The organism is Corallococcus exiguus, assembly GCF_009909105.1.
GTDB classification, from domain to species: domain Bacteria; phylum Myxococcota; class Myxococcia; order Myxococcales; family Myxococcaceae; genus Corallococcus; species Corallococcus exiguus.
Window position 1 is genome coordinate 121,343 of the sequence record NZ_JAAAPK010000001.1, and the last position, 13,055, is coordinate 134,397.

Annotated in this window: 11 protein-coding genes; 7 read left to right on the forward strand and 4 right to left on the reverse strand. The window is 70.6% G+C overall.

Annotated features, from left to right (window positions below; all coding sequences use genetic code 11):
* Window positions 1–56: 56 nt before the first annotated feature.
* Entirely contained in the window at window positions 57–1,625 is a 1,569-nt protein-coding gene (locus GTZ93_RS00545) for an AMP-binding protein (RefSeq protein ID WP_139920313.1), read from the reverse strand.
* Between the two features lie 124 nt (window positions 1,626–1,749).
* Here GTZ93_RS00545 and GTZ93_RS00550 point away from each other — a divergent pair, with 124 nt between their 5' ends.
* Window positions 1,750–2,136 (forward strand): type II toxin-antitoxin system RelE/ParE family toxin, encoded by a 387-nt coding sequence (locus GTZ93_RS00550; protein ID WP_219629090.1) that lies wholly within the window; start codon window positions 1,750–1,752, stop codon window positions 2,134–2,136.
* Entirely contained in the window at window positions 2,133–2,462 is a 330-nt protein-coding gene (locus GTZ93_RS00555; RefSeq protein ID WP_139920311.1) for a helix-turn-helix domain-containing protein, read from the forward strand. Before GTZ93_RS00550 ends, GTZ93_RS00555 begins: the two co-directional genes overlap by 4 nt.
* A gap of 49 nt (window positions 2,463–2,511) precedes the next feature.
* Here GTZ93_RS00555 and GTZ93_RS00560 read toward each other — a convergent pair whose 3' ends face one another.
* A complete protein-coding gene (locus GTZ93_RS00560; protein ID WP_139920310.1) occupies window positions 2,512–3,600 on the reverse strand; it encodes a hypothetical protein in 1,089 nt (362 codons plus the stop codon).
* Window positions 3,601–3,818: 218 nt separating this feature from the next.
* On the opposite strand from GTZ93_RS00560, the gene GTZ93_RS00565 reads away from it, so the two are divergent.
* The 5 genes from GTZ93_RS00565 to GTZ93_RS00585 all read left to right on the forward strand — a co-directional run bounded on the left by GTZ93_RS00565 (window position 3,819) and on the right by GTZ93_RS00585 (window position 11,147).
* Window positions 3,819–5,063 (forward strand): HlyD family secretion protein, encoded by a 1,245-nt coding sequence (locus GTZ93_RS00565; protein ID WP_139920307.1) that lies wholly within the window; start codon window positions 3,819–3,821, stop codon window positions 5,061–5,063.
* Window positions 5,063–5,806 (forward strand): ABC transporter ATP-binding protein, encoded by a 744-nt coding sequence (locus GTZ93_RS00570; protein WP_390624853.1) that lies wholly within the window; start codon window positions 5,063–5,065, stop codon window positions 5,804–5,806. The genes GTZ93_RS00565 and GTZ93_RS00570 overlap by 1 nt, the downstream gene beginning before the upstream one ends.
* A 14-nt stretch (window positions 5,807–5,820) precedes the next feature.
* On the forward strand, window positions 5,821–8,241 hold the full coding sequence (locus GTZ93_RS00575) for an ABC transporter permease (protein WP_139920304.1): 2,421 nt from the start codon (window positions 5,821–5,823) through the stop codon (window positions 8,239–8,241).
* A 42-nt stretch (window positions 8,242–8,283) separates the two neighbouring features.
* Window positions 8,284–9,690, forward strand: a complete 1,407-nt coding sequence (locus GTZ93_RS00580) for a sigma-54-dependent transcriptional regulator (protein WP_257979345.1) — start codon at window positions 8,284–8,286, stop codon at window positions 9,688–9,690.
* Window positions 9,691–9,836: 146 nt separating this feature from the next.
* Entirely contained in the window at window positions 9,837–11,147 is a 1,311-nt protein-coding gene (locus GTZ93_RS00585; RefSeq protein WP_139920315.1) for a sensor histidine kinase, read from the forward strand.
* On the opposite strand, the gene GTZ93_RS00590 is transcribed toward GTZ93_RS00585, so the two are convergent.
* Entirely contained in the window at window positions 11,116–11,634 is a 519-nt protein-coding gene (locus GTZ93_RS00590; RefSeq protein ID WP_139920300.1) for a hypothetical protein, read from the reverse strand. The two genes, GTZ93_RS00585 and GTZ93_RS00590, sit on opposite strands and share 32 nt — an antisense overlap.
* A 143-nt stretch (window positions 11,635–11,777) precedes the next feature.
* Window positions 11,778–13,055 (reverse strand): hypothetical protein, encoded by a 1,278-nt coding sequence (locus GTZ93_RS00595; RefSeq protein WP_139920298.1) that lies wholly within the window; start codon window positions 13,053–13,055, stop codon window positions 11,778–11,780.

Below are 13,055 nucleotides of genomic sequence, written 5' to 3' on the forward strand. Positions count from 1 at the left end.
CCGAGAAGGTAGGTCCGCGCGCCAGTTCGGCCAGGGGACGGTGTGCGTTCTGTTGGTCAGGTGGCGGTGGATGCGGCCTGGGAGCCGGCCAGGCGCTCCTTGAGGATGTGTTTCTGGACCTTTCCGAGGGCGTTGCGGGGCAGGGCGTCGGTGAAGACGACGCGGCGCGGCTTCTTGAAGGCAGCGAGCCGTTCGCGGCACCAGTCCACCAGGGCCTGGGCGTCGGTGGAGGCGCCGGGGTGGGAGACGATGACGGCGACGACCTGCTCACCGAAGTCCGGGTCGGGTAGGCCCAGGACGGCGGCCTCGGCGACGGCGGGGTGCGCGGTGAGGACCTCTTCGACTTCGCGGGGGTAGATGTTGAAGCCACCGCTGATGATGAGCTCCCGGGCCCGGCCGGTGATGCGCAGGAATCCGTCCGGGTCCCATTCGCCCAGGTCGCCGGTGCGGAACCAGCCCTCGGCGTCGAAGGCTTCGGCGGTGGCGTCCGGGCGGCGCCAGTAGCCGGTGAAGACGTGGGGGCCACGGACTTCGATTTCGCCTGTTTCGCCGCGGGGCAGGGGCTGGCGGGAGCGCACGTCCACGACGCGGGCCTCCTGGCCGGGGAAGGGCATGCCCACGGTGCCGGGGCGGCGCTCGCCGTCGTAGGGCTGGGTGGTGTTCATGATCGTTTCGGTCATCCCGTAGCGCTCCAGGATGCGGGCGCCGAAGCGCGCCTCGATGTCCAGGCACAGCTGGGGGCTCAGGGGGGCGGAGCCGGAGACCCACAGGCGCAAGGGGTGCGGCGTCACGCCGGTGCGGCGGGATTCCTCCAGGAGGCGGCCGTACATGGTGGGCACGCCGAAGAAGAGGGTGATGGACGCATCGTCGTGCAGGGCGGTGAGCGCTTCGGAAGCGACGAAGCGGCGGCGCAGGTCCGCGCTGGCGCCGGTGAAGAGGGTGCCGTGGAGGCCCACCATGAGGCCGTGGGTGTGGAAGAGGGGAAGGGTGAGCAGGAGCCGATCCGCGTCGGTCCAGTGCCAGGCTTCGGTGACGGCGCGCACGTTGGAGAGCAGCTGCCGGTGCTGGAGCATGGCGCCCTTGGAGCGGCCGGTGGTGCCGGACGTGTAGCCCAGCACGGCGAGGTCCTCCGCGCGGGGCAGGGGCAGGGCCGCGGTGGATGCGGCGCCCTGTGCAAGCACGTCCTGGAACGCCACGGAGGGCAGGGACGCGGGGAGCCCGGGTGGAGGTGGCTCCACGGTGATGAGCCATTGCAGGGATGGGAGTTGGTCGCGCAGTGGCGCGAGCTCCGAGGCGCCAGAGGTCCCGGTGACGCAGACCTTCACCTCCGCGTCGGAGAGGATGTGGGCCAGCTCCACCTGGCGGTAGGCCGTATTGACGAGCACGGCGACGCAGCCCGCGGCCTGGACACCCAGCCAGGTGATGACGAACGCGTCGCTGTTCTCCAGGAAGAGCGCGACGCGGTCTCCCGGAGCCAGCCCCCGGACCTTGAGTCCGCGAGCAAACGCGGTGACCCGCTCCGCCAGCTGTCCTCGCGTGTACGTGGTCCCCTCGAAGGAGAGCAGCGGGCGAGAGGGTTCGTGACGGGCGTGGTCCAGGAACACTTCAAGCAGGGAGGACGGCATGGCGCGCGAGCCTAGCGCCTGCCGGTGGGAATGGGAGCGTTGCTCCGACTTCAGGACCGGACGGGCTGCCAAGCAGTCCTGACACTATGGTCCGGTAAGGTTGCCGCAACATGCCAGAATTGGCATGATTCAGACGATGGCGAGGCCGCTCATCTGGGTGGGAAGCAGCTTGGAGGACTTGAAGTCGTTTCCTGAAGAGGTGCGAGGAGTCATGGGCTACGCCCTGCACCAAGCTCAGACGGGAGGAAAGCACCCGGACGCAAAGCCCCTCACCGGCTTCAAGGGGGCTGGAGTGCTGGAGGTCGTCGAGGACTTCGACGGTGACACCTTCCGGGCGGTCTACACGGTCAAGCTGAAGGGAGTCGTCTACGTGCTGCATGCCTTCCAGAAGAAGTCGAGGAAGGGGATCAAGACTCCCAAGCAGGACATCGATCTGGTGAAGCTCCGTCTGAAGGCGGCGGAAGCCCTCCACGCGGCTCGGAAGCACGCTGAGAAAGAGGACTCAGAATGAGGAGCGGACCGAAGTTCACGGCCAGCAGTGGGAATGTCTTCCGGGACCTGGAGGTCGCTCAGCCAGAGGAGGCTCTGGCCAAGGCGGAGCTTGTCGCGAGGATCGCGGACATCATCGCCAGGAAGAAGCTGACCCAAGCAGCGGCGGCGAAGCTGCTGGGAGTGGATCAGCCCAAGGTCTCGGCCCTGCTGCGTGGACGCATGGCGGGCTTTTCGACGGAGCGACTGATCCGCTTCCTGACCCTCCTGGGCAGTGATGTGCAGATCGTCGTGCGCGACCGGCCCCGGTCCCGGGCTCCAGGACATCTGGAGGTCATCACTGCCTGACGTTGCAGGACGCGGGCTCACCGGCTCCCGCGCCCCACCCGTAGCACCGCTAGAAGATCGACATGCCCAGCGTGACGCTGCACAGGAATCCGCCGTGCTGGCTGGTGCCGATGTCGAGCGCGTCAAAGAGGTTCGGGTCGCGGCCGTCCGACGTGGTCCAGTTGTCCTCACGCAGGCGGAAGCCCCAGCCCGCGCGCAGGCCCAGGTACATGGGGCCCATCGACTGACGCATGCCCACCGCCAGCGTCGCCACCGGCGTGAACAGCTTCTCCGTCGTGTACACCTCGGACTCGTCGCCGATGGTGAGCCGGGTCGACGACGTCGTGCCCATGTTGAAGCTCATGCCCGCCTCCAGGAACGGGCTCGTGCGTACCTCGCCCAGCGGATACAGGCGCGCCACCGGACCCACGCGGAAGCCCCAGGCGCCCGTGCCGGCGCTCAGGTTGAGCCCCAGGATGGGCGCCACCCGGTACTCCAGCTCGCCGCCGAAGATGCCGGACGGGCTGTTGAAGCCCAACGCCAGGCCCAGGTCCAGGTTCGTCCGGCCACCGCGCCGGGGAGGCAGCTGCGGGCTCTCCGTCTCGCGCCCCATCGAGTCCCCGGCCATGCCCTCATAACGGGACGCGTCGTTGCTCGAACGCTCCGACACCAGCGAGTCCGAGTCCGCCGCGGCGGGCACCTCGCCCGTCGCCACCGGCGTCTCCTGGCTCGCGGCCTCCAGCTTCTGGGCCTCGGCCAGCACCGCCTGCGCCATCACCACCGAACCCTTGTCGCTCAGGCTGGGATTGGCGAAGTCGTACGACAGCGTCTTGGTGCGCACCGGCGCGTGCGTCGTGGCCAGTTGATACGTCAGCCGGTACTTCTCCCCGGCCCGCGTCACCTTCGCGCTCACCGTCACGTCGGGCGAACCCTCGTGCTGGGGGTCCATCAGGATGGCTTCCGTGGTGGCGCTCTTCAGCGCCTCCTCGATGCCGTAGCGCGTGCGCTCCGCCACGGTGCTCGCGGTCAGCCCGCTGGCGTCCACTTCGCTGCCCACGTCCGTGAGCTGGAGGTACAGGGCATCGGCGAAGGCGGACAAGGGCAGAAGGGTGGCGGCCAGCAGGATGCCGGCGCGCGTCCGCAGGGCGGTGGAGCGCATGGGGTGTTCCTCGAAATTGTGCGGGAATTGAATCGAGCAAGCAGACGGCCTGACGCTGTTTCTATTCACCCTCAGCACACTTCTTCGCGGTGTCCGTTCCTGGGACGCGCCCTTCGCGCAAGCGGTCAACGCCGCCGGCCTCCCTTGCGCCACCCTCGTGTTTCCGGGCACTTGGCCCGGCTCGAAGCCCTGGCACACGGCTCGCTATGGCCCGGGGCGTGGACATCCCGAAGGCCCGAGCACCCCGCCGCAAACCCTACCTCCTGGCCGCCCTGGGGCTCGCCGCGCTCGTGGCGGTGACGGTGGGGCTGTCCCGGCTGCGCCCCGCCGCGCCCACCGTGGACAAGGCCTCGGTGTGGCTGGACACGGTGAAGCGCGGCCCGCTGGTGCGCCAGGTGAAGGGCACCGGCTCGCTGGTGCCTGAATCCATCCGCTGGCTCACCGCCGACACCGCCGGCCGCGTGGAGCGCATCCACGTGAAGCCCGGCGCCACCGTCACCGCGGGCACGCTCCTCATGGAGCTGTCCAACCCGGACGTGCAGCTCCAGGCCCTGGAGGCCGAACGCCAGCTCGCGAGCGCCGAGGGCGACTACCTGGAGCTGCGCGAGCTGCTCCAGACGCAGCGGCTGTCCCAGCAGGCCGCCGTGGCCGCCCTCACCGCCGAGTCCGCTGACGCCACCCGCCGCGCCCAGGCCAACGCGACGCTCTTCCAGAAGGCCTTCGTCGGAGACCTGGAGACGCGCCAGGCGCAGGAGAAGGCGCAGGAGGCGGGCCAGCGTCTGGAGTTGGAGCGCCAGCGCCTGGACGTCATGTCCCAGAGCCTGCGCCAGCGTCTGGCTTCACAGCAGGAGCAGGTGGAGCGGCTGAAGGCCGTGGCGCGCTTCCGCCGTCAGCAGGTGGAGTCCATGAAGGTGCTCGCGGGCGAGGACGGCGTGCTCCAGGAGCTGCCGCTGGAACTGGGCCAGTGGGTGACGCCCGGCGTGCTCCTGGCCAAGGTGGTGAAGCCGGAGCGGCTCAAGGCGGAGCTGAGAATCGCGGAGACGCAGGCGCGCGACATCCTCCCGGGCCTGAAGGCGCAGGTGGACACGCGCAACGGCGTGGTGGAGGGCACCGTGGCGCGCGTGGCCCCCGCGGCCAGCCAGGGCACGGTGCGCGTGGAGGTGTCGCTGCCGGACGCGCTGCCCAAAGGCGCCCGTCCGGACCTCACCGTGGAGGGCACCGTGGAGCTGGAGCGGCTGGACGACGTGCTGTCCGTGGGCCGTCCGGCGGGAGCCCAGTCGGAGAGCACGCTGGCGCTCTTCCGGCTGCTGCCCGGAGGCGACGAGGCGGTGCGCATCCCCGTGAAGCTGGGCCGCGGCTCGGTGAACGCGGTGGAGGTCGTGCAGGGACTTTCAGAAGGCGATCAGGTGGTGCTGTCGGACATGACCGCGTGGGATGCGGTGGAGCGCGTGAGGCTGCGATGATGACGACGATGACGAACGACCGCGATGCGAAGTCCGTGGCCCCGGGCGCGGTGCCGGGCAAAGCGCTGCTCCAACTCGATGGGCTCACCAAGGTGTTCGAGACGGAGGAGGTGGAGACGCACGCCCTCTCCAACATCCAGCTCACCATCCGTCAGAACGAATGGGTGGCCATTGTCGGCCCGTCTGGCTCCGGCAAGTCCACGCTGCTCGCGGTGCTGGGGCTGCTCGACACCGCCACACGCGGCAGCTACCTGCTGGATGGCCGGAGCGTGCTGGAGCTGTCGCCCACGGACCGGGCGAAGGTGCGCAACCAGCACATCGGCTTCATCTTCCAGAGCTTCAACCTCATCGGCGACCTGACCGTCTTCGAGAACGTGGAGCTGCCGCTCACCTACCGGGGACTGCCCGCGCAGGACCGCAAGCAGCGCGTGGAGCGGGCCCTGGAGCGCGTGGGCATGGCGCACCGGGCGCGGCACCTGCCGGGGCAGCTGTCCGGCGGTCAGCAGCAGCGCGTGGCGGTGGCGCGCGCCGTGGCGGGAGACCCCCTCATCCTCCTGGCGGACGAGCCCACCGGTAACCTGGACTCGAAGAACGGCGAGGCGGTGATGCAGCTGTTGTCCGACCTGCACAAGGCGGGCTCCACCATCTGCATGGTGACGCACGACCCGGCGCACGCGCGCATCGCCACGCGCACGGTGAGCCTGTTCGACGGCCGCGTGGTGCAGGACGAGCAGCTTCGCTGAAGCGGGACACGGCCATGGAACACCTGCTCGGTGACTTGCGCTACGCGTGGCGCTCCCTGAAGAACGCCCCCGGCTTCGTGGCGGTGGCGGTGCTGACGCTGGCCCTGGGCATCGGCGCGAACAGCGCCGTGTTCAGCGTGGTGAAGGGCGTGCTGCTCACTCCGCCGCCGTTCACCCAGCCGGAGCGGCTGGTGTTGCTGGCCCCGAACTTCGACGCCTTCGGCCTCAAAGAGGTGTCGAACTCCATCCCCGAGTATCGAGACCTGAATACGCACACGAAGGCCTTCACGTCGCTGTCGGCCTTCCGGCCCGACGACATGACGCTCACCGGTGCGGAGTCGCCCCGGCGCCTGCGCGTCGTCATCGCCACGGCGTCGTTCCTGCCCACGCTGGGCGTCTCGCCGGTGCTCGGCCGGGGCTTCACGCAAGAAGAGGAGACGCCGGGTCAGGACAAGGTCGTCGTGCTCACGGACGCCGCGTGGCGCACGCACTTCGCGAGGGACCCGGAGGTGCTGGGTCGTGAGCTGCGATTGGACGGCGTGCCGCACACGGTGGTGGGGGTGCTGCCCCCGGGTGGCGTCTACCCGGAGGACACGGAGGTCGTGTTGCCCTTCGCGCCCACGCCGCAGCAGCAGGAGGAGTCCCGGCGCGGCAACCGCTTCCTGAGCGTGATGGCGCGGCTCAAGCCAGGCGTGACGCTGGACGCGGCGCGAGCGGACCTGGTGCGCATGGGCAATGCGCGCTCGGCGGACCTGGTGGACCAGTACAAGCAGGCGGGGTGGTCCATGAGCGTGAAGTCGCTGGAGGACCACGTGGTGGGCGGGGTCCGCGAGACGCTGTGGCTGCTCTGGGGCGCGGTGGGCTTCGTGCTGCTGGTGGCGTGCTCCAGCGTGGCCAACCTGCTGCTCGCGAGGGCGGTGTCGCGAGGCCGCGAGGTGTCCATCCGCGCGGCGCTGGGCGCGGGCCGGATGCGGCTGGTGGCGCAATTCCTCACGGAGAGCCTGGTGCTGTCGCTGGTGGCGGGCGCGGTGGGGCTGCTGCTGGCGCTCTGGGGCACGGATGCGCTGGTGGCCACGGTGGGCGAGGGCCTGCCCCGGGCCCATGGCGTGAAGCTGGACGTGGCCTCCGTGCTCTTCACGTTGGCGGTGTCGGTGCTCACGGGCGTGCTCTTCGGGCTGGTGCCCGCGCTCCAGGCCAGCCGCGTGGACCTGCACGCGGCGATGCGTGAAGGCGCACGCGCAACAGGTAGCCACCGCACGAGCCGGCTGCGCGCCGCGCTGGTGGTGGCGCAGGTGTCGCTCGCGCTGGTGTTGCTGGTGGGCGCGGGCCTGTTCGTGAAGAGCTTCCTCGCGCTCCAGCGCGTGGACGCGGGCTTCGAGTCCGAAGGCGTGCTCACCGGGGCGCTCGCGCTGCCGAAGGTGCAGTACCCGGACCGGCCGAAGCAGGCGGCCTTCCTGCAGGCCCTGTTGCCCCGGCTCCAGGCGCTGCCGGGCGTGGAGTCCGCGGGGCTGACGAACGTGCTCCCGCTGGGGGGCGCCATGGACAACAGCTTCGACATCGACGGGCGTCCGCGTCAGCCGGGCGAGCTGTGGAAGGCGGTGGAGTTCCGCGCCCTCACCCCCGGCTACCTGCACGCGTTGCGCGTCCACCTGCGGCAGGGGCGGTTGCTGGAGGACTCGGATGGGCCGGACGCGCCCTGGGCGGTGGTCATCAACCGCTCCTTCGCGGACCTCTTCTGGCCGAAGGGCGACGCGCTGGGGCAGCGGTTGAAGTTGCACGGCCAGGACATGCAGTGGACCACGGTGGTGGGCGTCGTGGACGACCTGCGCGAGTGGGGCCTGGACGTGCCGGCGCGCCCGGCGGCGTACTACTCGCTGTCGCAGCTGCCGTCCGTGTACATGGGCCTGGCGGTGCGCGTGAAGTCCGGGGACCCGGAGGCCTTGCGCGCCCAGGTGGAGGCGGAGGTGCGCGCGGTGGACGCGGACCTGCCGCTGTTCGACGTGTCCTCTCTCACGCGGCGGATGGACCAGTCCACGGGCCCCCGGCGGTTGTCCGCGCTGGTGATGGGCCTGTTCGCGGGCGTCGCGCTGCTGCTCGCGGCGCTGGGGCTGTCGGGCGTCATCGCCTTCTCGGTGACGCAGCGCACGCGGGAGCTGGGCATCCGCATGGCATTGGGCGCGGCGCGAGGCGACGTGCTGCGGCTGGTGCTGGCCCAGGGCCTGCGGCTGTCGCTCACGGGCGTGGCGGTGGGGCTGTGCCTGTCCTTGGGACTGGCGCGGCTGTTGGGGTCGCTGCTGTATGGCGTGTCGGTGGACGACCCGTGGACGTTCGGCGGGGTCGCGCTGCTGCTGACGGGGGTGGCGCTGGGGGCGTCGTGGCTGCCTGCTCGACGGGCGACGCGCGTGGACCCCATCATCGCGCTCCGGGCCGACTGACCTCCCTCCTTTCTGGCACAGTTCATCACCGTGGCGTCCTCCGTGTCCGAACCCACCGCTGCCTCTCCGCGTACCACCCGCATCCTCGTGGCCGACGACCAGCCGGACGTGCTGGAGGCGTTGCGGCTGTTGCTCAAGCGCGACGGCTACACGGTGGTGAGCGCGCAGTCCCCCGCGGGCGTGAAGGCCACGCTGGACGCGGAGGACGTTGAGCTGGTGTTGATGGACCTCAACTACGCACGCGACACCACGTCCGGGCGCGAGGGCCTGGACCTGCTGGGCGAGCTGCGCGTGAGGGACGCGCTGCTGCCCGTGGTGGTGATGACGGCGTGGGGCAGCGTGGAGGGCGCGGTGGAGGCGATGCGCCTGGGCGCGCGCGACTACGTGCAGAAGCCCTGGGACAACACGCGCCTGCTGGCCACGCTGCGCACGCAGCTGGAGCTGTCCCGGGCGTTGAAGCGCGGCCGGCGGCTGGAGGAGGAGAACCAGCACCTGCGCCGCGAGCAGGGCGGACGCTCACCGTTGGTAGGCGAGTCGCGGGCGATGCTGCCGGTGCGCAGGCTCATCGAGCGGGTGGCGCCGTCGTCCGCGCCGGTGCTGGTGACAGGGGAGCACGGCACGGGCAAGGAGGTGGTGGCGCGGCTCCTCCACGCGGCGAGCACGCGCGCGGACCGGCCCTTCGTCGCGGTGAACTCCGGCGGCCTGTCCGAGGGCGTCTTCGAGAGCGAGCTCTTCGGTCACGTGAAGGGAGCCTTCACGGATGCGAAGGCGGACCGCATCGGCTGCTTCGAACTGGCGGACGGCGGCACGCTCTTCCTGGATGAGATTGGGAACATGCCGCTCACGCAGCAGGCGAAGTTGCTGCGGGTGCTCCAGACGGGGGAGTTGCACCCGGTGGGCTCGTCACGGACGCGGCGCGTGGACGTGCGAGTGGTGAGCGCGACGAACGTGGACCTGGGCCGGGCGGCGGCGGAGGGCCGCTTCCGCGAGGACCTGCTCTACCGGCTCAACACGGTGGAGGTGCAGCTGCCGCCGCTGCGGGAGCGGCGCGAGGACATCCCGTTGCTCGCGACGCACTTCCTGGCGGCGCAGGGACAGCGCTACGGCCGTCCCAACATCCACCTGGCACCGGGAGCACTGGAAGCGCTCATCGCGTATCCGTGGCCGGGCAACGTGCGCGAACTGGAGCACGCGGTGGAGCGCGCGCTGCTGATGGCGGTGGGGGACCGCGTGGAGGCGGAGGACCTGCTGCTCAAGCGGATGGGCCCGCCGGGGGGAGGGAGCACGCGCCTGGAGGAGATGACGCTGGAGGAGGTGGAGCGCTACCTCATCGAGCGCGCCCTCGGCCGGCATGACGGCAACGTGAGCGAAGCAGCGAAGGCGCTGGGCCTGTCGCGCAGCGCGCTCTACCGGCGGCTCCAGTACTACGGCATCAAGGGCGCAAGGTGAAACGCGGTTCCCCGGAGCCGCAAGGCCCGAGCGCTACGACGCACGAGGAGGTGCGGCAGGTTCCGGCGCCGCACGACCCGCGCATCACGAAGCACGCGCAGGATGCGCACGAACCCACGGCACGCGTGCCGTACGACCTGCGAGTGATGTGGCTCGCGGTCCTCGCGGGGCTGCCCGCGGTCCTCGTGACGTTCGCGCTCCTCTGGACGGGGGACTTCACCGCCAAGGTGCGCTGGACGCTGTCCGTCCTCGTGGTGGGCATCCACGCTGGATCCTGTCTGGCGCTCCGCGAGCGCGTCGTGCGCCCCCTGCACACCGTCGCGGGCCTGTTGGCCGCCCTGCGCGAAGGGGACTACTCCGTGCGCGGCAGGGGCGGACGCGCGGGCGATCCACTCGGTGAGGTGCTCCTGGAGGTCAACGCCCTGGGCGACACCCTGCGCGAACAGCGCCTGGGCGCGATGGAGGCCGGCGCGCTGCTGGGCCAGATCATGGAGGCCATCGACGTCGCGGTGCTCGCCTTCGACGCCTCCGGCACCCTCAAGCTGGTGAACCGCGCGGGCGCCCGGCTCGTGGGTCTGCCGCGCGCGCAGTTGTTGGGCCAGCGCGCCGAAGCACTCGGCTGGAGCGACCTGCTGGAAGGCCCCGCCCCCCGCCGCCTCACGCGCGTCTTCGCGCAGCAGGACGGCGGCCCCTACGAACTGTGGCGAGGCACCTTCCGCGAAGGCGGCCAACCCCACCAACTCGTCGTGCTCACCGACCTGCGTCTGGCATTGCGCGAGGAAGAACGCGAAGCCTGGCGCCGGCTGGTCCGCGTGCTCAGCCACGAGATCAACAACTCCCTCACCCCCATCCAATCCATCGCGGATGCCCTCCGAGACACCGTCGCCCAGGTCCCGCGGCCCGCGGACTGGGAGGAGGACACCCGTCACGGCCTGGGCATCATCGCCCGCCGAGCGGAGGCGCTGTCCCGCTTCATGTCCGCCCACGCGCGGCTCGCGCGCCTGCCTCCACCCACGCTGGGCCCCGTCGAAGTGGAGCCCTGGGTGCGGCGAGTGGTGGCCCTGGAGCCGCGCCGCCCCGTCGCCGTGCGTCCGGGCCCCGTCCTCACCGTGTCCGGAGATGGAGACCAGCTGGAGCAACTGCTCATCAACCTGGTGCGCAACGCCGTGGACGCGGTCCTGTCGGAAGAGGGCGTGGGCGGTGTCTGGGTTTCCTGGGCGGTGCACTCGCCGGGCGCGGTGGAGGTCTGGGTGGAGGATGAGGGCCCCGGCCTCTCGGACACCGCGAACCTCTTCGTGCCCTTCTTCACCACCAAGCCCCAGGGCAGTGGCATCGGCCTGGCGCTCAGCCGGCAGATCGCCGAAGCGCACGGAGGCAGCCTGCGCCTGGAGAACCGCACGGACGGCCGAGGCTGCCGCGCGAGGCTCAGGCTCCCGCTGGACGCTCCGCGCGCGTGAAGCGCTTCTTGCCGGACGGGGCTTGGGGGCCCGTGGGCGCGGCGGGAACGGCCTCAGGCTCCGGCATGGGCGCGGCCAGCCGGTAGAGCAGCGCGGTCGCCGCCCAGAAGAACAGCACGGTGAAGCCCACGTGGATCCATCGCGCATCGGACCACTGCTGGAGCGAGCGCGGCAGTGCCTCCAGCGCGACGAAGCCGCCCAGCCACTGCCCCAGCCAGCACAGCGCCGTCACCCACAGCACGCGCTGCCATGACGCCACCCGCGAGCGCCCGAAGGCATACCGGTGCAGGGCCCACAACAGCCCCACGGCGCAGCCCCATAGCGCCAGACGTGTCAGGGAAAGTCCTCGGTGCGAAGGACCCCATGGGTCCAGCTCCAGCACCCCGAAGCTCGGCGCCAGGATGAGCACCTGCACCAGCAGCACCCGGCGCACCCGCTCCGTCAATCCCTTGAGGAGCTGCCCATACGTCCAGGTCAGCGCAATCATCAGGGCCCTCCTCGGGCACGAATGAGCGGTGCCACAGGAGAAGAACGGTTCGCCCATTATTTCTTGATTTATTTGATTGGGCAGGACTCCCGGGCTGCGCCCAGACAAGCAACTTCCGGGGGTTGGATGGTCATTTGTAATGACTATTCAAAGATGGACAGTTCGGAGAGGGAATAGAACTCAGCGGGTGGGGCCGTACCGTCGTACATCAGGGATTCCACGGAGAGCCGCACGAAGCGCACGGGCCCGGTGGGGGTGAGGGGCACGTCCTGGAAGACCGGCTCCTGGACGCCCAGGCGGAGCATCCCGTCCCCATAGGGAGATGCCCCCTCGGCGGGCTCGGTGTAGAGGCCGAACGTCGCATCGCGCAGGGACTGCTCCAGCGGGCTCATGTCCCGCAGTACGACGCGCGCCAGGGATTGCCACTGTTCGCCGTCAACACTGCCCTCCAGGACGAGCCAATCCTTACCGCCCCTGCCTTGCAGGTAATACAGCCCGCGCACCACCGCGCGGCGCGGCAGGGCCGGCTGGGGCAGGGTGATGACGACGTTGTGGAAGCGGGGGTCGGTCTCCTTCTCCCAGAAGTCCACCGGGGTGAGCAGGCCATCCGTCCATGGACAGACATCCGGAAAGGACGGCTCGCACGTCGCGCCGCGACTGATGGGGCGCAGCGTCCCTGCGGGCAGCGGTTCGGCGCCGGTGCGCCATTCCTGCCGGAAATAGACGGAGCTGGACTCACCGCCCAGCGGAGAGAACAACCACGAGCCCATGCTGGCGGCGCGCAGCCGCACCTGGGGCGCGGCGAAGTCCTCCAGCACGTACGGGCTCGGCGTCCATGGGGACTCCGTGCCCTTCTGCCGCCAGAGCAGCTCGCCGCCGGACGTGACCCACAGCAGGGGCTCCGGGGCGGTGGGCAGCAGGGGAATCGTCGAACCGTCGTCGGCGAGCAGCTCCAGCGTGTCGCCGGTCTCCGGCACGGGAGGTGCCGGGGGCGCGGGCGGGAAGGCCACGGTGGGGCCCTGGTCGCTGCTGCCCACGATCGGGCGCGCATCCCACGGCTTCAGCGTGGGCAGCTCCACGTCGTCCTGCATGGTGAACGAGAGGAAGGTGCCGCTGCCGTCCGCGTCCAGCGGCAGCGCCAGCCGCAGGCGGTTCGAGCGCCTGTAGTAGTCCTCCTCGCGCACGGCGTCCCCGGACAGCATCTCCAGGGTGAAGTCGCCCGAGGCCTCCGTCGTGGCGGTGGTGAGCGGCGTGAAGACGTCGTCCTCCAGCCGCTCCAGGCTCAGCGTCTCGCCGGAGCGCGGCGTGCCGTCGCGGTGGAGCGCGCGGCCGTACGCGAAGATGGGGTCCTCGGGATAGCGGTCGCAGCCAGCGGTGGTGAAGGCCAGCAGTCCCAGGGAAGTGACGAGTGCGCGTCGCAT